Source organism: Streptomyces sp. CRN 30 (assembly GCF_034105845.1).
In genome coordinates this window covers 13317-35504 of record NZ_JAVRHI010000022.1, presented here as the reverse complement: position 1 = coordinate 35504, position 22188 = coordinate 13317, and the positions used below count along the sequence as shown (strand labels likewise).

General features: G+C 73.1%; 16 protein-coding genes. 12 read left to right on the top strand and 4 right to left on the bottom strand.

The window, feature by feature from the left end; translation table 11 throughout:
- The coding region (locus UW392_RS02845) for a DUF4190 domain-containing protein (RefSeq protein ID WP_320773229.1) at nt 1–469 on the top strand (469 nt) is incomplete at its 5' end.
- Here UW392_RS02845 and UW392_RS02840 read toward each other — a convergent pair.
- Nucleotides 459–1067 carry an NADAR family protein gene (locus tag UW392_RS02840; RefSeq protein WP_320773231.1) on the bottom strand — a complete coding sequence of 203 codons (609 nt, stop codon included), beginning with the start codon at nt 1065–1067 and terminating at the stop codon, nt 459–461. The two genes, UW392_RS02845 and UW392_RS02840, sit on opposite strands and share 11 nt — an antisense overlap.
- Nucleotides 1068–1301: 234 nt before the next feature.
- Here UW392_RS02840 and UW392_RS02835 point away from each other — a divergent pair, with 234 nt between their 5' ends.
- The 7 genes from UW392_RS02835 to UW392_RS02805 all read left to right on the top strand — a co-directional run bounded on the left by UW392_RS02835 (nt 1302) and on the right by UW392_RS02805 (nt 8977).
- Nucleotides 1302–2795, top strand: coding sequence for a gamma-aminobutyraldehyde dehydrogenase (locus tag UW392_RS02835; RefSeq protein ID WP_320773228.1), 1494 nt, complete (start codon nt 1302–1304; stop codon nt 2793–2795).
- Nucleotides 2796–2835: 40 nt separating this feature from the next.
- Nucleotides 2836–4083: a spermidine/putrescine ABC transporter substrate-binding protein gene (locus UW392_RS02830; RefSeq protein ID WP_320773227.1), complete on the top strand. Its 1248-nt coding sequence runs from the start codon at nt 2836–2838 to the stop codon at nt 4081–4083.
- A gap of 5 nt (nt 4084–4088) precedes the next feature.
- Nucleotides 4089–5228 carry an ABC transporter ATP-binding protein gene (locus UW392_RS02825; protein WP_414495470.1) on the top strand — a complete coding sequence of 380 codons (1140 nt, stop codon included), beginning with the start codon at nt 4089–4091 and terminating at the stop codon, nt 5226–5228.
- Nucleotides 5228–6157, top strand: coding sequence for an ABC transporter permease (locus UW392_RS02820; RefSeq protein WP_320773225.1), 930 nt, complete (start codon nt 5228–5230; stop codon nt 6155–6157). The genes UW392_RS02825 and UW392_RS02820 overlap by 1 nt, the downstream gene beginning before the upstream one ends.
- Nucleotides 6158–6958 (top strand): ABC transporter permease, encoded by an 801-nt coding sequence (locus tag UW392_RS02815; RefSeq protein ID WP_320773224.1) that lies wholly within the window; start codon nt 6158–6160, stop codon nt 6956–6958.
- 8 nt (nt 6959–6966) lie between these two features.
- Nucleotides 6967–8370, top strand: coding sequence for an FAD-dependent oxidoreductase (locus UW392_RS02810; protein ID WP_320773223.1), 1404 nt, complete (start codon nt 6967–6969; stop codon nt 8368–8370).
- Nucleotides 8371–8524: 154 nt separating this feature from the next.
- Nucleotides 8525–8977 carry a hypothetical protein gene (locus tag UW392_RS02805; protein WP_320773222.1) on the top strand — a complete coding sequence of 151 codons (453 nt, stop codon included), beginning with the start codon at nt 8525–8527 and terminating at the stop codon, nt 8975–8977.
- 16 nt (nt 8978–8993) lie between these two features.
- On the opposite strand, the gene UW392_RS02800 is transcribed toward UW392_RS02805, so the two are convergent.
- Entirely contained in the window at nt 8994–9788 is a 795-nt protein-coding gene (locus UW392_RS02800; RefSeq protein ID WP_320773221.1) for a phosphatase PAP2 family protein, read from the bottom strand.
- Nucleotides 9789–9964: 176 nt separating this feature from the next.
- A complete protein-coding gene (gabT, locus tag UW392_RS02795; RefSeq protein ID WP_320773220.1) occupies nt 9965–11299 on the bottom strand; it encodes a 4-aminobutyrate--2-oxoglutarate transaminase in 1335 nt (444 codons plus the stop codon).
- Between the two features lie 259 nt (nt 11300–11558).
- Here gabT and UW392_RS02790 point away from each other — a divergent pair, with 259 nt between their 5' ends.
- The 3 genes from UW392_RS02790 (at nt 11559) to UW392_RS02780 (ending at nt 17273) form a co-directional block, all read left to right on the top strand.
- Complete coding sequence (locus tag UW392_RS02790; RefSeq protein WP_320773219.1) at nt 11559–13973, top strand: ATP/GTP-binding protein; 2415 nt, start codon at nt 11559–11561, stop codon at nt 13971–13973.
- Nucleotides 13974–14092: 119 nt separating this feature from the next.
- The gene (locus UW392_RS02785; RefSeq protein ID WP_320773218.1) at nt 14093–15685 is read left to right on the top strand and encodes a PucR family transcriptional regulator; all 1593 of its coding nucleotides are present in this window, start codon (nt 14093–14095) and stop codon (nt 15683–15685) included.
- 142 nt (nt 15686–15827) lie between these two features.
- Nucleotides 15828–17273, top strand: coding sequence for an aldehyde dehydrogenase family protein (locus tag UW392_RS02780; RefSeq protein WP_320773217.1), 1446 nt, complete (start codon nt 15828–15830; stop codon nt 17271–17273).
- 79 nt (nt 17274–17352) lie between these two features.
- On the opposite strand, the gene UW392_RS02775 is transcribed toward UW392_RS02780, so the two are convergent.
- A complete protein-coding gene (locus tag UW392_RS02775; protein ID WP_320773216.1) occupies nt 17353–20187 on the bottom strand; it encodes a glycoside hydrolase family 3 C-terminal domain-containing protein in 2835 nt (944 codons plus the stop codon).
- A gap of 297 nt (nt 20188–20484) precedes the next feature.
- Here UW392_RS02775 and UW392_RS02770 point away from each other — a divergent pair, with 297 nt between their 5' ends.
- Complete coding sequence (locus UW392_RS02770) at nt 20485–22170, top strand: extracellular solute-binding protein (protein ID WP_320773215.1); 1686 nt, start codon at nt 20485–20487, stop codon at nt 22168–22170.
- Nucleotides 22171–22188 lie beyond the last annotated feature (18 nt).

The window sequence follows — 22188 nt, the reverse complement described above, 5'->3', positions numbered from 1 at the left end:
CGCCCCTCCGTCCTCGCACAGCCACCCCGTCCCCCCGCCTCCGGTCGCCCCCGACGGCCCCGGCCGTGTCCCCTACGGCTACCCGGGCTACCCCGGCTCCTACGGGCACGGGCACGGGCACGGGCACGGGCACGGACACGGGCACCCGGGGCAGACCGCCGCCCCCGGCTACGGAGGCGGCGGTCTGCCGGGGGCCTACTACGGCTGGCCCGGCATGGCGCCCCCGCCGAGCAACGGCATGGGGACCGCCGGACTGGTCCTCGGCATCATCGCCGCCGTCGGCTTCTGCCTCTGGCCGGTCGCCGTCCTGCTCGGCGTCCTCGGCATCGTCTTCGGCGCCGTCGGACGCGCGAAGGCCCGCCGGGGCGAGGCCACCAACTCGGGCCAGGCGCTGGCCGGCATCATCTGCGGTGCGTTCGGCGCGGCCCTGGCCATCGCCTTCGGCGTCCTGGTGATCGTCAGCGCGTAGCGGCGGGAGCCGCCCGCAGCTCGGCTCTCGCCGCCATCAGCGCGAACCCCAGCAGGTTGGGCCCGCGCCAGCGCTCCGGGTCCGTGGCCGCCTCGTCGCCTGCGGCGAGGCCGATGCCCCACACCCGGTCCACGGGGCTGGCCTCCACCAGCACGCGGTCGCCCGTCGCCAGCAGGAAGCCGCGCGGCTCGGCGTGGGCGGCGAACTTGTGGACCGAGCCCTCGACCACGATCCGGAACCGCTCGCGCGCCCACGTCTCCTCGTCGAAGCCGCGCACCAGCCGCCCGGCCTTCTTGGCCTCGGCCGGATGCCGCGCGGCCAGCACCCGCCGCTCCGCCGCGGCGTCGCCGAAGAGCCGCGCCTTGCCCGCCATCATCCAGTGCTCGGCCGTCGCGTACTCCACCCCGTCGACCGTGAACGGCGACGGCCACCACTGGCTCAGACAGCCCGGTCCGGCCCGCCCGTCGTGCCGTGGCCGGTGTCCCCAGAAGCAGAGGTACTTGACCCGGGCCCCCGCCCGCACCGCCGCGACCAGCGCCTCCCGGTCGCCGACCGCACCCGCACCCGCACCCGCGTCCGCACCGCCGGCCGTGCCCATGTCCGCCCCCGTCGTCTCTCCCATGCACGCAAGCCTGGCACGCACCACTGACAGTCCGTCCGTGGCTCTCCACCCCCGCTCGACACCTGGCCGACAGATTCCGTCGCGTAACCAAAAGGCAACAACGGAATCACTTGTTGGTGGTCACCTGCTCTGTCAGGATCGGCACTCACATCGAGTCTGAGCCACGCCGGCCCCCGCGCCCCCGTTCCGGGAAGACCGAGGAGAGCCACCATGCACGACTTCGCCGACGGCGCCCAGTACCTTGCGGGCCGCTCCGCCCACGGCACCTCGGGCCGCACGTACACGGTCGTCGACCCGGCGACCGGTGCCGAGGTCCTCACCTACGCGCTGGCCGGCACCGACGACGTGGACGCGGCCGTCGCCGCCGCGCGCGCCGCGTTCCCCGGCTGGTCCGGCGCCACCCCCGGCGAACGCTCGGACGCCCTGCACCGGTTCGCCGCCGTGCTCGCCGAACGCGCCGACGACCTCGCCCGCGCCGAGTCCCTCCAGTGCGGCAAACCGCTCAAGCTCACCCGTGAGTTCGACGTGCCGGGCACGGTCGACAACACCGCCTTCTTCGCGGGCGCGGCCCGCCACCTCCAGGGACAGTCGGCCGGCGAGTACTCCGGCGACCACACCTCCTACGTACGCCGTGAGGCCATCGGCGTCGTCGGCTCCATCGCGCCCTGGAACTACCCGTTGCAGATGGCCGCCTGGAAGATCCTCCCGGCGATCGCGGCGGGCAACACCATCGTGCTGAAGCCCGCCGAGTCGACCCCGCTCACCTCCCTGATGTTCGCGCGGGCCGCCACCGACGCCGGTGTCCCGGACGGGGTGGTCAACATCGTCACCGGGACCGGCCCCGAGGCCGGCGAACACCTCGTCGGCCACCCCGACGTGGCGATGACCTCCTTCACCGGCTCCACCGCCGTCGGCCGCCGCGTCGCCGATATCGCCTCCGCCGGCGTCAAGCGGCTGCACCTCGAACTCGGCGGCAAGGCCCCCTTCGTCGTCTTCGACGACGCCGACCTGGACGCGGCCGTCCACGGCGCGGTGGCGGGTGCCCTCATCAACAGCGGCCAGGACTGCACGGCCGCCACGCGCGCGTACGTGCAGCGGCCGCTCTACGAGACGTTCGTGGAGCGGACCGCCGCGCTCATGGAGACCGTCCGGCTCGGCGACCCCTTCGCCCCCGGCACCGACCTCGGACCGCTGATCAGCCACGCCCACCGGGACCGTGTCGCCGGTTTCGTCGACCGGGCGCGCTCCTACGCGCGCGTGGTGACCGGCGGCGCGGCGCCGCAGGGGAAGCTGAAGGACGGCGCCTACTACCTGCCGACGCTCATCGCCGACGCACCGCAGGACAGCGAGGCCGTGCGGGCGGAGATCTTCGGGCCGGTCCTCGTCGTCCTGCCGTTCGACAGCGACGACGACGGCATCCGCCTCGCCAACGACACCCCGTACGGGCTCGCCGCCTCCGCCTGGAGCCGGGACGTGTACCGCGCGCACCGCGCCACCCGCGAGATCAGGGCGGGCTGCGTGTGGGTCAACGACCACATCCCGATCATCAGCGAGATGCCGCACGGCGGCCACCGGGCCTCCGGCTTCGGCAAGGACATGTCCCTCTACTCCTTCGAGGAGTACACCCAGATCAAGCACGTCATGTTCGACAACACGGCGGTCGCGGCCAAGGACTGGCACCGCACCGTCTTCGGGGACCGGTAGAGACCGACGGCCGACCGCCACCACCGAAAGGGCAGTACGCATGGCAAGTCACGAGCCCGACCGCCTCTCCCCGGTCCAGGTGGCCGCCGTGCGGCGGAGTCTGCGTACCGGACGGGCCGCCCTGACCCGCCGCTCGCTGCTGCGCGCCGGCACCGGCGGCGTCCTCGCGGCCGGCGGCCTCGCCGCGCTGACCGGCTGCGGCATCCCGCCCGCCGGGCAGAGCGAGGGCGGCACCTCCGCCGAGGACCACTCGGCGGAGGAGAAGAAGGTCGCCTTCTCCAACTGGACCGAGTACATGGACGTCGACGAGTCGGGGAAACGGCACCCGACGCTGGACGCGTTCACGGAGCGGACCGGTATCGCCGTCGAGTACACCGAGGACATCAACGACAACAACGAGTTCTTCGGCAAGGTCAAGCCGCAGCTCGCCGCCGGCCAGGACACCGGCCGGGACGTCATGGTCCTCACCGACTGGCTGGCCGCCCGCCTCATCCGCCTCGGCTGGGTGCAGAGACTGGACCCGTCCCACCTGCCGCACGCCTACGCCAACCTGTCGCCGCAGTTCCGCACCCCCGACTGGGACCCGGGCCGCGCCTACTCCTACCCCTGGCAGGGCATCTCGACCGTCATCGCGTACAACAGGAAGGCGCTCGACGGCGTCGAGGTGAAGACCTTCGGCGACCTGCTGGACAACCCGAGGCTCAAGGGCCGCATCGGCCTGCTGACGGAGATGCGCGACACCGTCGGCATGGCCCTGCTCGACCTGGAGAAGGACCCGCGCGACTTCACCGACGACGACTACGACGCGGCCGTCGCCCGCCTGCAGAAAGCCGTCGACAAGGGCCAGGTCCGCCGGTTCACCGGCAACGACTACACCTCCGACCTGTCCAAGGGCGACTTCGCGGCCTGCCTCGCCTGGGCCGGTGACGTCGTCCAGCTCAAGGCGGACAACCCCGACGTCGACTTCCTCGTCCCCGACAGCGGCTACCTCACCTCCAGCGACAACCTGCTGGTCCCCAACAAGGCCCGGCACAAGACCAACGCCGAGCGGCTCATCGACTACTACTACGAGCCGAAGGCCGCCGCCGAACTCGCCGCCTACATCAACTACGTCTGCCCCGTGGACGGAGTCCGCGACGAACTGGCGAAGATCGACCCGGACGCGGCGGACAACCCGCTGATCCTGCCCGACCAGGCCATGCAGGCCAAGTCCCGTGCCTTCCGTTCGCTCAGCTCGAAGGAAGAGACGGACTACGAAGCGAAATTCGCGAAGCTCACTGGGGCGTGACCACCATGACGAACGACACCGGCGGCGACGTCCGCCTCTCCGGGATCGGCAAGACCTACGGCTCCTTCACCGCCGTCCACCCGCTGGACCTCACCGTCCCGCAGGGCTCCTTCTTCGCCCTGCTCGGCGCCTCCGGCTGCGGCAAGACCACCACCCTGCGCATGATCGCCGGTCTGGAGGAACCTTCCTGCGGCACCGTCCACCTCGGCGACCAGGACGTCACCCGCCTCCCGCCGCACAGACGCCCGGTCAACACCGTCTTCCAGTCCTACGCCCTCTTCCCGCACCTCGACGTCTTCGAGAACGTCGCCTTCGGCCTGCGCAGGCGCGGCGTCAGAAGCGTCAAGAAGCAGGTGGAGGAGATGCTGGAGCTGGTCCAGCTCGGCGAGCAGGCCCGGAAGAAGCCGCACCGGCTCTCCGGCGGCCAGCAGCAGCGCGTCGCCGTCGCCCGCGCCCTGATCAACCACCCCCGCGTGCTCCTCCTCGACGAACCCCTCGGCGCCCTCGACCTGAAACTCCGCCGCCAGATGCAGCTGGAGCTCAAGCGCATCCAGACCGAGGTCGGCATCACCTTCGTGCACGTCACCCACGACCAGGAGGAGGCCATGACCATGGCCGACACGGTCGCCGTGATGAACGCGGGCCGCGTCGAACAGCTCGGCCCGCCCACCGACCTCTACGAGAACCCGCGCACCACCTTCGTCGCCAACTTCCTCGGCACCTCCAACTTCATCGAGGCCGAGATCGACGGCCGCAGCGGCACCGACCTGGTGCTCAGGGCCGGCGGCGGCAAGCTGCTCCTGCCCGAGGCGCGCTGTCCGGCGCCCACGACGACCGGCGGCAGAGTACTGGCGGGCGTCCGCCCGGAGAAGATATCCCTCACCCACGCCGACGACGCCGGATCGGTCCCCGAGGGCCGCAACCGCATCACCGGCACCGTCGCCGACGCCGGTTTCATCGGCGTCTCCACCCAGTACGTCATCGACTCCGCCGTCTGCCCCGAGTTCGCGGTCTACGTACAGAACGTCGACCGCGACCCCCGCCTCGTCCCCGGCGCCGAGGTCGTCCTGCACTGGAACCCGGCCCACACCTTCGGCCTCGACGCCACGCAGGATGCGGACGCCGGCGTGGAGGAGGCCGCCTGATGACCACCGCCACCGAGGCGCCCCCGCCGCTCGCCCCGGACGCGCCGGGACCGAGGCCCCCGCGCCGGCGCCGCCGCCTCACCCCGTACTGGCTGCTGCTCCCCGGCATCCTCTGGCTGCTCGTCTTCTTCGCGCTGCCGATGGTCTACCAGGCGTCGACCTCCGTGCAGACGGGCTCCCTGGAGGAGGGCTACGAGGTCACCTGGCACTTCGCCGCCTACTGGGACGCGCTCTCCGCGTACTGGCCGCAGTTCCTGCGCTCGGTCGCCTACGCCGCCTCCGCGACCGTGCTCTGCCTGGTGCTCGGCTACCCGCTCGCCTACCTGATCGCGTTCCGCGCGGGCCGCTGGCGCAACCTGATCATGATCCTGGTGATCGCGCCGTTCTTCACCAGCTTCCTGATCCGCACCCTCGCCTGGAAGACGATCCTCGCCGACGGCGGCCCGGTCGTCGGCGCCCTGAACACCCTGCACGTCCTCGACGTCACGAGCTGGCTCGGCTGGACCGCCGGGGACCGCGTGCTGGCCACCCCGCTGGCGGTGGTGTGCGGACTGACGTACAACTTCCTGCCGTTCATGGTGCTGCCGCTGTACACCTCGCTGGAGCGGATCGACCCACGGCTGCACGAGGCGGCCGGCGACCTCTACGCCCGGCCCCTGACGACGTTCCGCCGGGTCACCTTCCCGCTCTCCCTGCCGGGCGTCGTCTCCGGCACGCTGCTCACCTTCATCCCGGCCGCCGGCGACTACGTCAACGCCGACCTGCTCGGCTCCACCGACACCCGCATGATCGGCAACGTCATCCAGGCCCAGTTCCTGCGGGTGCTGGACTATCCGACGGCGGCGGCGCTCTCGTTCATCCTGATGGCGGCGATCCTCGTCATGGTCACGCTCTACATCCGTAGGGCCGGCACGGAGGAGCTGGTGTAAATGGCCCTCGTCCACTGGCTCAAGCGGCACCTGGTCGTCATCGCCGGGCTGCTGACGCTCGCCTATCTCCTGCTGCCGAACGTCGTCGTCACGGTGTTCTCCTTCAACAGTCCCGTCGGCCGGTTCAACTACGAGTGGCAGGAGTTCTCCACGGACGCCTGGCGCGACCCGTGCGGCGTCTCCGGCCTGTGCGGCTCGCTCTCGCTGAGCCTGCGGATCGCCGTCCTCGCGACGCTGGGCGCCACCGCGCTCGGCACGGCGATCGCCTTCGCCCTGGTCCGCTACCGCTTCCGGGCGCGCGGCGCCGTCAACGCGCTGATCTTCCTGCCGATGGCGATGCCCGAGGTCGTCATGGCGGCCTCGCTGCTCACCCTCTTCCTCAACATGGGCGCGCGGCTCGGCTTCTGGACCGTGCTCATCGCCCACATCATGTTCTGCCTCAGTTTCGTGGTGACGGCCGTCAAGGCGCGCGTGATGTCGATGGACCCGAGCCTGGAACAGGCCGCGCAGGACCTGTACGCCGGTCCCTTCCAGACCTTCCTCCGGGTTACCCTGCCGATCGCCGCGCCCGGGATAGCGGCCGGTGCGCTGCTCGCCTTCGCGCTCTCCTTCGACGACTTCATCATCACCAATTTCAACGCGGGCTCGACCGTCACCTTCCCGATGTTCGTCTGGGGCTCCGCGCAGCGCGGAACGCCCGTTCAGATCAATGTCGTAGGGACGGCCATGTTCGTCGTCGCCGTACTGTCCGTCCTGGCCGCGACGGTCGTCGGCAACCGCCGCCGCAAGCAGGGGGCGTGACGCGCGTCATGAGTCAGTGGAAACGGTCCCTCGCCGACGCCCAGCCGGTCTCCTACTGGCTGGACGACCCCGCGCGGCCCCGCCCGGAGCCGGCGCTCACCGGCGTCGAGAGCTGCGACCTGCTCGTCGTCGGCGGCGGCTACAGCGGACTGTGGACCGCGCTGATCGCCAAGGAGCGCGACCCGGACCGGGACGTCGTCCTGCTGGAGGGCCGCGAGACGGGCTGGGCCGCCTCCGGCCGCAACGGCGGCTTCTGCGCCGCCTCCCTCACCCACGGCCTGGCCAACGGCCTGGCGCGCTGGCCGGAGGAGATCCACCGGCTCCAGGAGCTGGGCGCCCGCAACCTCGACGCCGTCGAGGAGGCCGTCGTCCGCCACGGCCTCGACTGCGACTTCGAACGCACCGGTGAGATCGACGTCGCCACCGCACCGCACCAGGCCCGGGAACTCGCCGAGTGGTACGAGGAGATCCGCCGCCTCGGCCTCGCCGACGACATGGAGTACCTCGACGCCGACGCCGTACGGGACCACGTCGACTCCCCGACCTTCCTGGCCGGCCTCCACGACCGCCGGGGCGTCGCCCTGCTCAACCCGGCCAGGCTGGTCTGGTCCCTCAAGCGCGCCTGCCTCCGCCTCGGCGTCCGCCTCTACGAGCACACCCCCGCGCTCACCCTGCGCCCGCACGGCGCCGGCATGGCCGTACGCACCCCCTACGGCGCGGTCCGCGCGCGTACCGTCGCCCTCGGCACCAACGTCTTCCCGAGCCTCGTGAGGCGCGTGCGCCCCTACACCGTCCCGGTCTACGACTACGCCCTGATGACGGAGCCGCTCACCCCCGCGCAGCTCGCCTCCGTCGGCTGGAAGAACCGGCAGGGCCTCGGGGACAGCGCCAACCGGTTCCACTACTTCCGGCTCTCCGCCGACCACCGCGTCCTGTGGGGCGGCTACGACGCCGTCTATCCCTACGGGGGCCGGGTCCGCGCCGAGTACGACGACCGCCCGGAGACCTGGGCCCGGCTCGCCCGGCACTTCTTCACCTGCTTCCCGCAGCTGGAGGGGGTCCGCTTCACCCACGCCTGGGGCGGCGCCATCGACACCTGCTCCCGCTTCTCGGCGTTCTTCGGCACCGCTCACCGGGGGCGGGTCGCCTACGCCGCCGGGTACACGGGCCTCGGGGTCGGCGCGACCCGGTTCGGTGCCGAGGTGATGCTCGACCTGCTCGCGGGGGAGCGCACCGAGCGCACGGAGACGGCGATGGTCCGCGGCAAGCCGCTGCCGTTCCCGCCCGAGCCGTTCGCCTGGACCGGGATCGCCCTCACCAAGTGGTCGCTGGCGCGCGCGGACAGCCACGGCGGGCGGCGCAACCTGTGGCTGCGGACGATGGACCGGCTGGGCCTGGGCTTCGACAGCTAGTGCGTGATCTTCTCGCGCGGGGGCGTGCGCGCCGGTACCACCCGCTCGGCCGGCTTCACCCTGACGGGATGCCATGAACCGCGTAATGCCGCCGGGGGACGTCCCTCTCCCTCGTGACGCATCCTGCGTCCATGAGCCAGAGGGAGGTCCTCACATGTCTGGGGCGAAGACGGCGGTCGAGTGGCTGGCATCCGTCGCACCGGATCCCGAGGTCTGCCGCCGGGAGTGGGAGCGCAATCCCCTGGGGATCGCCCTGCTCCCCGCCGGCCGGGCCTGGGACGTACTGATCCTGCCGAGCAGACTCGGCTATCCCACCCTCGACGTCCTCACCCGGGTCCTGGACCAGCCGGGACCGGTCCTCGCCGACTTCGGCGACGCCCGCGCCGGGTTCTTCGTGGAGCCGGGCACCGCGGCGCGCTGGCTGGGCACCGGCGTGCGGACGGCCGGGGACGGCACCTGGATCGTCGTGCCCCACCCGGGCCGCCCGGCGGTCAGCGGCATCCGCTGGCTGGTGCCGCCGGACGGCTCCGGCACCCTCATCGACCCGGCCCTCCTCGAACTGGCGATGCACGAGGCGGCGGCGGGCCTCGCGGGACGGGAGAAGTAGCGCGTCGCGGTCGGGATCAGCCGGTCCGGCGGCGGGCGAGCAGCAGGCCGAGGCCGTACAGCAGCGTGCCGAACAGGCACCAGGACGCCACCACGTCCAGCGGCCAGTGGTAGCCCCGCCGGACCAGCCCGAGGGAGACGCCGAGGACGAGCACCGCACCGGCCGCGACCAGGCACCGGCGGACGGCGGCGGAGCGGAACAGCGGCAGGAGCAGCAGTACGGCCGCGCCGTAGGCGACGACGGCGGTGGCGGTGTGCCCGGAGGGGAAGTAGCCCGTGGCCGGCGGCACCGCCGGGGTCCCGGGGCGGTCGGTCCACAGCTTGACCGGCACGACCAGGGCCGGGACCAGCGCCATCAGTACGGCCGCGGCGGCGGGCGGCAGCCACCAGCGGCGGGTTCCCGCGGCCCGGCCGCGCAGCGCGGCGAGGACCAGGGCGAGCGCGAGGACCGGCAGGGCCACCTGCGTGTTGCCGAGGTCGGCGAGGAGTTCGGAGAAGCGGTCCGGGTGGACCAGGGCCCGGCTCAGCCGCTCGTCCGCCCGGATCAGCGGACCGTCGGCGACGACCTGCCAGGTGATCAGCGCGAAGAGGACGAGCGGGAGCCCGAGGCGGAGGAGGAGATGGGTCGGCCGCCCCGGAACAGGGGGGGTGGTTCCGAGGCGGCCGTCCGGACCGGAACGTCGCGCGCCCCGGGGGGTTTGGGGCGAGCGACCGTCCGATCGGTGAGGAGACCCGGAGCCGGAGGCTCCGGTTGTGTGCGCGAGGGCACGACCAGGTCGAAGCTGGGGAGGCCCCCACCTGGGGTCGCCCACAGTCCCCTGTGGGCGGGGTGTATCTCTCATCTGCGTAGAACCTACGACAGCGGCTGGGCGGAGGACAGGCACATCGGCATCCTGCCATCCACCCCCCACACGTTCTTCACACGCTCTGCCGCTCGCGGAACCAGCCGAGCGGCGGACGGCTCGGATGCGCGGGAGGAAGGAGCCGTTCAGAGGTTCCCGAGTGCCTGTTCGATGATGTCGAGACCCTCTTCGAGCAGGTCCTCGCCGATGACCAGCGGAGGCAGGAAGCGCAGCACGTTGCCGTAGGTGCCGCAGGTGAGCACGAGCAGCCCGGCGGCGTGGCAGGCCTTGGCGAGCGCGGCGGTCGCCTCCGCCGCGGGCTCCTTGGTCGCGCGGTCCTTCACCAGCTCGACGGCGATCATCGCGCCGCGGCCCCGGACGTCGCCGATCACGTCGAACTTCTCCGCCATGGCGGTCAGACGGCCCTTCATGACCGCCTCGATCTCCTTGGCCCGCGTGGCCAGGTCCAGCTCCTTCATCGTCTCGATCGCGCCGAGCGCCGCGGCGCAGGCCACCGGGTTGCCGCCGTAGGTGCCGCCCAGGCCGCCGGAGTGCGCGGCGTCCATGATCTCGGCGCGCCCGGTGACGGCGGCCAGCGGCAGCCCGCCCGCGATGCCCTTGGCCGTGGTGATCAGGTCCGGGACGATCCCCTCGTCCTCGCAGGCGAACCACTGGCCGGTGCGGCAGAACCCGGACTGGATCTCGTCCGCGACGAAGACGATGCCGTGGTCCGAGGCGAACTTCCGCAGCGCCGGCAGGAAGCCCTTCGCCGGCTCGATGAAGCCGCCCTCGCCGAGCACCGGCTCGATGATGACCGCGGCCACGTTCTCCGGCCCGACCTGCTTGGTGATCTGGTCGATGGCCTGCGCGGCGGCCTCCGGACCGGCGTTCTCGGGACCGGTCGGCCAGCGGTAGCCGTAGGCGACCGGCACCCGGTACACCTCGGGCGCGAACGGGCCGAAGCCGTGCTTGTACGGCATGTTCTTCGCGGTCAGCGCCATGGTGAGGTTGGTCCGGCCGTGGTAGCCGTGGTCGAAGACGACGACCGCCTGCCGCTTGGTGTACGCCCGCGCGATCTTGACGGCGTTCTCGACGGCCTCCGCGCCGCTGTTGAAGAGCGCCGACTTCTTGGCGTGGTCGCCCGGTGTCAGCTCCGCCAGCGCCTCGGCGACGGCCACGTACCCCTCGTAGGGGGTGACCATGAAACAGGTGTGGGTGAAGTCGGCGAGCTGCGCGGTCGCGCGGCGGACGACGGCCTCGGCGGCGGCGCCGACGGAGGTGACGGCGATCCCCGAGCCGAAGTCGATCAGCCGGTTGCCGTCGACGTCCTCCAGGATGCCGCCGTCCGCGCGCGCGGCGAAGACCGGGAGGACGGAACCCACGCCCTGCGCGACCGCGGCGGTGCGGCGGGCCTGAAGCTCCTGCGACTTGGGGCCGGGTACGGCGGTGACGAGGCGGCGCTCCTGCGGCAGTGCGGTCATGCGGGGCTCCTGGGGTTCTGGACGGACGCGTACGTGGTTTTCCGGGACGCTTGCGTTCTTTTCCCGCAGGCTAGGTGCGGCGGACCGGGCTGGGCATGCTCCATGTGGGCGTTGTCCGCCGGACGGATTGTCCGCGGTGGACTAAGGCGGCGGCGGGGCCGGTGACGCGCCCCCGGCCGCGTAAGCGGTGAACTGCCCTTGCGAGGGCGTTAGATTGACTCGCGATGGCGGACGGAACGGCTGGTCAGGGGGAAGGGCGATGGACGGCGACGGCACGCGGAACGGGTGGGGCACACACGCGGAACCGGTGCCGCCCACGGCGCCGCCCCCGCGGCCCCCGGTACCGCCCCGCCCGGACCGGGCCCCGGGCACGCCCCCCGTGCCCCAGCAGCGGCCCCCGTCCGGGCCGGCCGTCGCCGACTGGCTCGACGCGGAGCGGCCCGAGGCGCGGCCCGGGATCTGGCGGTACGGGTACCGGCCGCCGGTGCGGCAGACCGCCCGGATCGCCCCGGTGACGGTCGTCGGCATGCTGATCCCGCTCGCCCTCGCCCTCCTGGTCTGGTCCTTCTGGCGGCGCGGGGTGCTCCCGTGGCAGTACGCGCTGCTGCGGCTGTTCACCCCCGAGGACTGGTGGTGGGGCGGCACGAAGGCCACGCCCAAACCCGTCGAGGGAATCGGGGTGGCGCTGCCGGGACAGCACGCCGCGTACGTCTACGACGGCCTGTTCTTCGTCGTCCTCGTCATCGCCGTGGCCGCGCTCGGCAGCTGGCCCGCCATCGCCCGCCACTACACGGACGGCAGGCCCCAGCCCGCCCGCGCCCTGATCACCGCCGCCGGCGGCCTCGTCGCCCTCAGCCTCGTCTTCCCGGACGCGTTCTTCTTCGCCGGCTGGGACCCGGTCCCGGTCATCGGCCCGCTGCTCTCCCTGACCGTGCTGATCTCCGGCAGCTACGACCTGATGGCGTCCCCCCTCTACACCGACGGCCTCTACGCCGTCGTCACCGTCCTCGTCCTGTGGCCCTTCGCCCGCCTCGGCGGCTGGCTGCCGTACGCGCGACAGCTGCTCGCCGCCCGCAGGGCGAGCGCCCCCGTCGACGTCCCCACGGCGCGGCGCCCCCGCTCCCAGTGGCCCGCCCTGCGCGACGCCGGCCAGCACGAGGCCGCCGAGCTGCTCACCGCCGAGGTCGCCGGCGGCCGGATGAACGACGTCGACTGCACCCGCGTCGAGCACGCCTTCGCCGTCGCCCGGCGCGACGCCTCGCTCCGCGCCTTCCACGACACGGTGCTGCGCCAGGGCGGCGCCGCCTGGGCCCACCCCTCCGGCGCCCGCGACCTGCCCCGCCGCACCGCCCGCCACGACCTGCTCGCCGGACAGGTGCGCCTCGGCCGCTGGAGCGCCGCCGAACGCACCCCGCGGCCGTTCCACGACGCCGGCGCGGCCCTCGGCCCCGACGCGCTCGGCACCTCGCTGCTCGCCGTCGGCCCCTCCGGCTCCGGCAAGACCCGCGGCCTCGTCGAACCGGTCACCGAGGCCCTCGCGCTCCAGGCGCTCACCGGCCGCTGCGCCGTCGTCGCCGTCTCCGCGCCCGGCGGCCCGCTCTGCGCCGACGACACCTTCGACGTGATCGTGCGGATCGGCGACCCGGCCTCCGTGTACGACCTCGACCCCTACGCCGAGTCCGACGACCCGGACGAGGCCGCCGCCGTCCTCGCCGAGGCGCTCGTCGGCGACCTCGACCCGGCCGGCGCCCGGTCCGCCGCCACCGCGCTGGCCCAGCTGATCGGCCCGTTCCGGGCGGCGTACGGCCGCTTCCCCGCCCTGCCCGAACTGCGGGAGCTGCTGGAGGGCGAACCGGCCGCGCTGACCCCGCTGCGCGAGGCGCTCACCGGCCGCGGCGACGACGTCATGCTCCGCGAACTCGACACACGGCTGCGGCACGCCGGTGCCCCGGGCGACCCGGGCCGCGCCCTGGCCGACCGGCTGGCGCTGCTGAACCGGCCGGTCTTCGCGGACTTCTTCGGCGGGGGCGGCCCCGGCCGGCCGTTCTCCCTGCGCGCCGTCGCCCACCACCCGCTGCGGGTCAGGATCGACCTGCCCGCGCGCGGCCACGAGGAGGCCGGGCGGGTGATCACCCGCCTGGTGCTGGCGCAGTTCACCTCCGTCGTACGGGAGAACCGGCACCCCCACTTCGCCTGTCTGGTCCTGGACGACGCCACCGGCGCGGTCACCGCCGACTCGGTGCGGCGCGTCCAGCGGCTGCGCGGACAGAACGCGGGCGTGCTGCTCGCCCTGCGCACCGTCGCCGACGTCCCCGAGGCGCTGCACGGCCCGCTCTACGGCGCGGTCGGCTGCCGGATGGCCTTCTCCGGGGTCACCACCTGGGACGGCGGCCGGTTCGCGCAGGCCTGGGGCACCGAGTGGGTGGAGACCACCGAGGTCGCCAAGCACACGGTCTTCGCCGACCAGCCGATGACCCGGGCGCTGCACGCGCTGCGCAAGCTGGTGACCGGCAAGGCGGTGACCACGGACGCGGTGACCGTGAAGCAGGTCGAGCGCGAGCGGTGGTCGGCGTCCGAGCTGGCCCACTCCGTGCCGCCCGGCCACGCCGTGCTGTCCCTGACGACCGTCAAGGGGGAACACACACCTCCCCTCCTGGTGGACCTGCGGGGGTGAGGGACCCGGCCAGGGACCCCGCGACCGTACAGTGAGGCACAATCGCCCCGGGCCGTTCATACGCGACGGCCAAGGGACGCACCTCACCACGCACCTCACCGACGCGGAGCTGACGGCCCATGCCCCCGACCCTCGCCTCGCTGGTCCACCACTCCGCGCTGAAACTGACCGTGCGGGCCGGCCAGGACCGCCTCGACGCCCCCGTGCGCTGGGCGCACGCCAGCGAACTCGCCGACCCCGTCCCCTACATGGAGGGCGGGGAGCTGCTGCTGATCACCGCCCTGAAGCTGGACGCCGAGGACCCCGAGGCGATGCGCCGCTATGTGAAGCGGCTGGCCGGCGCCGGGGTCGTGGGGCTGGGCTTCGCGGTCGGCGTCCACTACGAGGACATCCCCGCCGCGCTCCTGCACGCCGCCGAGGCGGAGGGCCTGCCCCTGCTCGAAGTGCCCCGCCGCACCCCGTTTCTCGCCATCAGCAAGGCCGTCTCCGCGGCGATCGCCGCCGACCAGTACCGGGCGGTGACCGCCGGGTTCGCCGCCCAGCGGGAGCTGACCCGCAAGGCGCTGGCCGACGGCCCCGAGGGGCTGCTGGACGTGCTCGCCGCGCAGGTCGACGGCTGGGCCGCGCTCTACGACGCCTCGGGCGCGGTGGTGGCCGCGGCCCCGGAGTGGGCGGGCCGCCGGGCCGCCCGGCTCACCGCCGACGTGACCCGGCTGCGGGAGCGGCCCGCCCCGGCCTCCGCGGTGGTCGGCGGCGCGGACTCCCCGGCCGACGGCGACCGCGTCGAGCTGCACTCCATCGGCACCTCCCGCAAGGCCCGCGCGGCCCTCGCCGTCGGCACGGCCGCCGCCCTCGGCACCGCCGAGCGGTACGCCCTGCACTCGGCCGTCGCCCTGCTGACGCTGACCACCGAACGGTCCCGGTCGCTGCACGCGGCCGAGCAGCGGATCGGCGCGGCCGTCCTCGGCATGCTGCTGGCCGGCGAGCCCGACCACGCCCGCACCGTCGCCGGCGACCTCTACGGCGCGCTGCTGGACGCGCCGTTCCGGATGATCCTCGCCGAGCCGGTGCCGGCCGGCGGCGAGCCGCCCGCCTCCCTGGCCGAGGCCGTGGAGTCGGCGGCGGCCCGCGCGGGCGAGGCGGTGCTGGTGGTGACGCAGGGGGAGCGGCTGGTGGTGCTGGCCGCGGACGGCGGCGCGGCGGTGGCCGCCTGCACGGAGTACGCGGCGGCCCTGGAGGCGGGCCGTCCGGTGCCGGAGGCCGCGGGCGGCGCCGCCGGCGGTGACGGCGACGCCTGGGCCGCCGGTCTGTCGGCGCCGTCCGGGCCGATCGGCGCGTCCGCCGCGTACACCCAGGCCGAACAGGCGCTGTCGGTGGCGCGGCGGCGCGGCCGGGTCTGCGTGGAGCACGAGCGGCTCGCGGCCGGTTCGGTGCTGCCGCTGCTCGCGGACGACGCGGTGCGCGCCTTCGCCGACGGGCTGCTGCGGGCCCTGCGCGACCACGACGCGACCGGCCGCGGCGACCTGGTCGCCTCGCTGCGGGCCTGGCTCTCCCGGCACGGCCAGTGGGACGCGGCGGCGGCCGACCTCGGCGTCCACCGCCACACCCTGCGCTACCGCATGCGCCGGGTCGAGGAGATCCTCGGCCGCTCCCTGGACGACCCGGACGTACGGATGGAACTGTGGCTGGCCCTGAAGGCGACGGCGTCATGACCGCCCGCCCGGCCTAGGCCATTCCGGCACAGTGACCCCCCGTACCGCTACACCCCGGACAAACGACCGTCCGGCGCCCCGCCCCTACGGTGGAACCCGCAGCACCCGTACACACCCCCGATGGGAAGGGCCGGTACCCGACATGACCGCACCCCACGCCTTCTGGCTCGCCGGCCGTCCGGTCGTCGGTGCCGAGACCTTCGACGTCACCTCGCCGTGGGACGGCCGCACCGTCGGCACGGTGGGCGTGCCGAGCGAGGAGCAGGTCGAGGAGGCCGTGGCCGCCGCCCACGCCGTGCGCGAGGAGTTCGCCGCCACCCCGGCCCACGTACGCGCCGCCGCCCTCGACCACGTCGCCCGGCGGCTCGCCGAGCGCACGGAGGAGATCGCCCGGCTGATCTCAGCCGAGAACGGCAAGCCGATGAAGTGGGCCCGCGGCGAGGTCGGCCGCGCGGTCTCCGTCTTCCGGTTCGCCACCGAGGAGGCCCGCCGCTTCAACGGCGGCGACGCCCAGCGCCTGGACACCGACGCGGGCGGCCAGGGCCGGCTCGCCCTCACCCGCCGCTTCCCCAAGGGCGTCGTGCTCGGCATCGCGCCGTTCAACTTCCCGCTCAACCTCTGCGCCCACAAGATCGCCCCCGCGCTCGCCGCCGGCGCCCCGATCGTCCTCAAGCCGGCCCCGGCCACCCCGCTCTCCGCCCTCGTCCTCGGCGAGCTGCTCGCCGAGACCGAGCTGCCCGCCGGCTCCTGGAGCGTCCTGCCGGTGCCGAACGACCGCATGCCCGCCCTCGTCCAGGACGAGCGGCTCCCGGTCATCTCCTTCACCGGCTCCGAGCAGGTCGGCTACGCGATCATGGACTCGGTGCCGCGCAAGCACTGCACCCTGGAGCTGGGCGGCAACGGCGCGGCCGTCGTCCTCGCCGACTGGGCGAGCGAGGCGGACCTGGACCACGCGGCCCAGCGCATCGCGGCCTTCTCCAACTACCAGGGCGGCCAGTCCTGCATCTCCGTGCAGCGCGTGATCGCCGACGCGGCCGTGTACGACCGGCTGCTGCCGCGGATCGTCGCCGCCGTCGAGGCCCAGGTCACCGGCGACCCGTCCGACGACAAGACCGACGTCGGCCCGCTGGTCAGCGAGGACGCGGCCAAGCGCGTCGAAGCCTGGGTGCGGGAGGCCGTCGAGGCCGGGGCCGTCCTCGCCACCGGCGGGCAGCGCGACGGCGCCTCGTTCGCGCCGACCGTCCTGACCGACCTCCCGGACGGCACCACCCTCGCCCGCGAGGAGGTCTTCGGACCCGTCCTCAGCGTGCGGAGGGTGAACGGCGAGGCCGAGGCGTTCGCCGCCGTCAACGACTCCAAGTACGGCCTTCAGGCGGGCGTCTTCACCCACGACGTCCAGGCCGCCTTCCGCGCCCACCGGGCCCTGGAGGTCGGCGGCGTGATCATCGGCGACGTGCCCTCCTACCGCGCCGACCAGATGCCCTACGGCGGCGCCAAGCAGTCCGGCGTGGGCCGCGAGGGCGTGCGGTTCGCCATGGACGACTACACCTACGAGCGGGTCCTGGTCCTCACCGGCCTCGACCTCTGACACCGGCCGACGGTGAGCGGCCCGGACACCCCCGCGCGGGGATGTCCGGGCCGCTGCCGTGCCGGTCTCCTCCGGACCCTCAGCCGGAGAAGCCGACGTGCGCGAGCCGGACCGGCCCGCGCAGTCCGATGCGCACGTCGTGCACGCCCCCGGCGGCGAAGGCGGCCGTCAGCGTCACGTAGTCGTACGGTCCCGAGGCGGTCGCCCCGGTCGTCAGCGCCGTGCCGGACGGGCCGCCGTCGACGGATATCTCCACCGTGCCCTCACCCGCCACCGTGACCGCCACCTCCGTGACGCCGGGTCCGAGGTCGCAGGCCCGGAAGAGGAGTTCGCCGGACTTGCCGGCCACCGGGGTCACCGCGTCGCCCGACTCCTTCGTCCGGTCGACGATCTCCGTGCCGCTCTGCTCGTCGAAGCCCGCCGCCGCGAGACCTCGCTCCCGCGCCGGACGGGGCGCGGCCGGCTCGCCGTCCAGCGTGAGCGTCGTGCTCAGCCGGACGTCCTCGCTGGAGGCCCCGGCCAGCAGGGCGTACGGCCCGGACTCAAGGCGCCACCGGTCGTGGGCCACGTCCCAGAACGCGAAGGCGGAGACGGGCACCTCGAAGGAGACCTCCCGGCTCGCGCCCGGCGCCAGCGTGATCCGCCGGTGCGCCAGCAGCTCGCGGCGCGGCCGCGGCACGGACGGCGCCTCGGCCCGCGTATAGAGCTGGGCCACCTCGTCGGCGGTGACGTCACCGGTGTTGGTCACCGTGAAGGAGACCCGCACGGTGTCGCCGTCGGCCCGCGCGGTGAGGTCCGCGTAGCCGAACGACGCGTACGACAGGCCGTGCCCGAAGGGGAACAGCGGCGTCCCCTCGAAGTACAGGTAGGTCTGCCGGGAGCCGATCACGTCGTAGTCGAGCAGGCCGGGCAGGTCCGCGTCGGCGGCGTACCAGGTCTGCGGCAGCCGGCCGGCGGGGGAGACGTCCCCGGCGAGCACCCGGGCGAGCGCGGTGCCCGCCGCCTGCCCGCCGTGCGCGGTCCACAGCACCGCGGGGAGGACGTCGGCGTCGACCGCGTAGGGGTAGGCGGAGACCAGCGCGAGCACGGTGGCCGGATTGGCCTCGCGGGCCGCGCGCAGCAGCCGCTCCTGGTGGGCGGGGAGCCGCAGCGTCGTACGGTCCTCGGTCTCGCGGCCGTTGATGTGCGGGTCGTTGCCCGCCACCACCAGCACGACGTCGGCCCCGGCGGCGGCCCGCGCGACCGCCTCCTCGCCGCGCTCGACGACGACCACCTCGAAGACCGCAGGACCGGACTCGGAGATCTCGGCAACCTTCACGCCGTCGGCGGTCACAGAGACAGGGCGACCCGTTCCCGTGTGGAGGAGGAGGTGACCGTCGCCGTGGGGTTCCAGCCGGAACGTCTCCTGCACGACCCAGCCCCCCGGCTGGTCGGCGGAGGCGCGCACGTACCCGTCCTCGGCCACCGACAGGTACCGCCCGTCGGGCGCGCGCAGGGTGAGGACGCCCTCGCCCCAGTCGACGAGGGCGAGTTCGGTGCCCTCCGCGTCGGTGGTGAGCGGCGGCAGGTCGGTGCGGCCCGCGAGCAGCGCCGGGTCCAGGGCGCCCTCGGCGCCGCGGGCCGCCTCGGGAGCGTCGGGTGCCGGCAGGACGCGCAGGAACGCGCCGGACGCGGTGCGCAGCCGGACGCGGTCCACGCCCTCCGCGAACTCCACCCGCTCGGCGCCGAACCGCTCGTAGATCCCCTCCAGCGGGGTGGAGCGGTGGATCAGCGAGCCGCTGTACCAGTCGAGCTTGCACTCGTCGGCGAGGAGGCCGACGACGGCGACGCGGGTGTCGGAGGCGAGCGGCAGCACTCCCTCGTTCCTCAGCAGGACCACCGCCTGTTCGGCGCTCTCCAGGGCGAGCGCCCGGTGCTCCTCGGTGTCGAACGCGCCCGGCTCCTCGTAGGCGTCGAACTCGCCGAGCCGGAAGCGGACGGAGAGCTGCCGCCGCACCGCCGTGTCGAGGTCGGCCTCGCTCAGCAGCCCCCGCTCCAGGGCGCCCCGCACCCGCGCGGTGATCCGCGTCGAGTCGGTGCCGTGGTCGGTGAAGCTGTCGACGCCGGCCTTCAGCGAGGCGGCGGTCGCCTCCTCGTGGGTGTCGAAGTAGTGCTCGGAGTCGACCAGGTTGGAGGGGGCCCCCGCGTCGGAGCAGACGAGCAGTTCCTCGTCGGTCCAGGCGCGCAGGTGCTCGCGCAGGTAGGGGGAGACGTGGTTGGGGCGGCCGTTGACCAGGTTGTAGGCCGGCATCACCCCGGCCACCGCGCCCGCCTCGACGGTCTCGCGGAAAGCGCGCAGGTCGTACTCGTTGAGGACGCGCGGGCGTACCGAGGACGACGTGACGTCGCGCCCGGTCTCGTTGTTGTGCGCGAGCCAGTGCTTCAGGACCGGCGCGGTACGCCAGTAGATCGGATGACTGCCGCGCAGGCCGCGGGTGTAGGCGGTGGCGATCGCCGAGGTCAGCTTCGGGTCCTCGGAGTAGCCCTCCTCGTTGCGGCCCCACAGCGGGTGGCGCAGCAGGTTGACGGTGGGCGACCAGACGTTGAGGCCGATCCGCTCGTCGCGGGCGCGCATCGCCCGGACCTCGGCGGAGACGGCTCCGGCGACCCGCTGGACGAGGTCCTCGTTCCAGGTGGCGCCGAGCCCTACGGCCTGCGGGAACACCGTCGCGGGACCCATCCAGGCGACCCCGTGCAGCGCCTCCTGGCCGGTCCGGAAGGCGGCGATGCCGAGCCGCTCGACGGCCGGTGCGAACTGGTGCAGAAATCCGATCTTCTCGTCGAGCGTGAGCCGCGACAGCAGGTCGTCGACGCGCTCCCCGAACGGCGACTTCGGGTCGCGGAAAGGCGGTGTGGGCGGCGTGGGTGCGGTCACGTGGGAATCCCCTTGCGATGTGCGGCGATGCGCTTTCGAAGCGCTTCGATGCTCGGCTGCACCGGAAGGAGTGTCAAGAGACCTCCGAGGAATGTTGGAAACGGCTCTTGTGCCCACTGGGGTGTTCACTTAACCTCGCAGCAACATCGAAGCGCTTCGACGACACGGGCCGCATTCCGGGAACCACTCCGTGACCGGCCGGTCCTCCGAGGACCGCTTCGCTTCAGCGAGTTCCGCTAGACACCACAGCCGACGGCCACCGCCGGGTGTCCTGGTGCGCCATGAAGGGTTGACGCAATGACGCCGAACGCCGCCTCCGCACCCAGCCGGAGAAGCTTCCTCGCCTCCTCCGCGGTCGCCGCCGCGGCGGTCGCGGGAGGAATGCCGCTGCTCACCGCCTGCGGCGGATCGGACGGTGGCTCGCGCGACGGCACGACGTCCGGCAAGGACGCCAAGAAGCTGCTGCCGGCCTACGTGGCCAGCAACGTCGTCACGCCGGACATCCCCGCGAAGAACGGCTCCGCGGTCGGCTTCACCAGCAAGCTCGACCTCGCGACCCTGAAGTCCTCGGTGCCCAAGACGCTCGGCAAGGGCGGCCAGGTGACGATCATGTCGCCGTTCTGGGGCTCCCCGCCGAAGTCGGACAACGCCTACTACAAGGCGATGAACGAGCTGATAGGCGTCGACATCAAGTGGCAGAACCAGGACGGCAACACCTACGAGCAGAAGCTCGGCGCGGTCCTCGCCTCCAGCGACGTGCCCGACGTCGTGGTCGTCCCCAGCTGGAACCTGAACGGCAAGATTCCCAGCGCGATCATCTCCAAGTTCGCCGACCTCGGCCCCTACCTGTCCGGCGACGCCGTCAAGGACTACCCGAACCTCGCGGCCATCCCCACCGACGCCTGGCAGCGCTCCCTCTTCGGCGGCAAGCTCCGCGGCCTGCCGCAGCCGCAGTCCAACGTCACCGGCATCGTCCCCCTCTACCGCCAGGACATCTTCGAGAAGGAGGGGTACGAGGTCCCCACCTCCAACGCGGAGTTCCTCGCCTGGGCGAAGGACGCCACCAGCGCCAAGGCCAAGCGCTGGGCGTGCCTGGACATGAAGTGGACCGCCTTCCACACCTACGGCGTGCTCTCCGGCAACGAGAAGCCGCTGGGCTGGACCGTGCTCGACGGCAAGATGACCAACCGCATCGAGACCGAGGGTTACCTCGAAGCGCTGGAGTGGACCCGCAAGCTCTTCGCCGCGGGCGTCGTCCACCCCGACGCCGAACTGGGCAAGAGCCAGGCCACCGACCCCGGCCCCAAGTTCGCCAAGGGCGAGTTCCTCGTCTACGCCCAGAACATCAGCCAGTGGTGGAGCCGCACCGGCGAGCAGGCCACCCAGAACCCCGACTTCAAGATCTGGGGCATGGACATCTGGGGCCACGACGGCGGTGCCCCGGTGCTCTGGGCCGAACAGCCCGCCGGCATCTGGGCCTTCGTCAACAAGAAGGCGTCGAAGTCGGTCGTCCACGACGTGCTCGCCGCGGCCAACGTCACCGCCGCGCCGTACGGCACCAAGGAGTTCATGGCCACCAACTACGGCGTAGAGGGCACCCACTACACGGTCAAGGACGGCGTCCCCGTCAAGACCGACCAGGGCAACATCGACGTGATGAACGCCTACGTGATGCTCGCGAGCCCCGCCGCGACCGTCGCCCACCCCGACTTCCCCGAGGTCGCCAAGGGCCAGGTCGAGTGGCAGCAGCGGATGGGTGCCTTCACCAAGAAGTCCTCCTTCTACGGCATGCAGATCACCGAGCCGTCCCGCTACACCAACCTCTCCAACGACGTCGAGCAGCTGGAGGACGACTTCGTCCGCGGCCGCAAGAAGATGAGCGACGTCCAGCAGTTCGTCTCGGAGTGGCGCAGCAAGGGCGGCGACAAGCTCCGCGACTGGTACAAGCAGCTGCTCGACGAGAACGGCTCGGCGGCGAGCTGACCGGCACCGAGGCAAGGA

Excerpts from the sequence above, each read along its gene's own strand:
- UW392_RS02830 (WP_320773227.1), top strand. The coding sequence starts at position 2,836 with ATGGCAAGTCACGAGCCCGACCGCCTCTCCCCGGTCCAGGTGGCCGCC.
- UW392_RS02805 (WP_320773222.1), top strand. The coding sequence starts at position 8,525 with ATGTCTGGGGCGAAGACGGCGGTCGAGTGGCTGGCATCCGTCGCACCG.
- UW392_RS02820 (WP_320773225.1), top strand. The coding sequence starts at position 5,228 with ATGACCACCGCCACCGAGGCGCCCCCGCCGCTCGCCCCGGACGCGCCG.
- UW392_RS02835 (WP_320773228.1), top strand. The coding sequence starts at position 1,302 with ATGCACGACTTCGCCGACGGCGCCCAGTACCTTGCGGGCCGCTCCGCC.
- UW392_RS02815 (WP_320773224.1), top strand. The coding sequence starts at position 6,158 with ATGGCCCTCGTCCACTGGCTCAAGCGGCACCTGGTCGTCATCGCCGGG.
- UW392_RS02780 (WP_320773217.1), top strand. The coding sequence starts at position 15,828 with ATGACCGCACCCCACGCCTTCTGGCTCGCCGGCCGTCCGGTCGTCGGT.
- UW392_RS02840 (WP_320773231.1), bottom strand. The coding sequence starts at position 1,067 with ATGGGCACGGCCGGCGGTGCGGACGCGGGTGCGGGTGCGGGTGCGGTC.
- UW392_RS02785 (WP_320773218.1), top strand. The coding sequence starts at position 14,093 with ATGCCCCCGACCCTCGCCTCGCTGGTCCACCACTCCGCGCTGAAACTG.
- UW392_RS02810 (WP_320773223.1), top strand. The coding sequence starts at position 6,967 with ATGAGTCAGTGGAAACGGTCCCTCGCCGACGCCCAGCCGGTCTCCTAC.
- UW392_RS02770 (WP_320773215.1), top strand. The coding sequence starts at position 20,485 with ATGACGCCGAACGCCGCCTCCGCACCCAGCCGGAGAAGCTTCCTCGCC.
- gabT (WP_320773220.1), bottom strand. The coding sequence starts at position 11,299 with ATGACCGCACTGCCGCAGGAGCGCCGCCTCGTCACCGCCGTACCCGGC.
- UW392_RS02825 (WP_414495470.1), top strand. The coding sequence starts at position 4,089 with ATGACGAACGACACCGGCGGCGACGTCCGCCTCTCCGGGATCGGCAAG.
- UW392_RS02790 (WP_320773219.1), top strand. The coding sequence starts at position 11,559 with ATGGACGGCGACGGCACGCGGAACGGGTGGGGCACACACGCGGAACCG.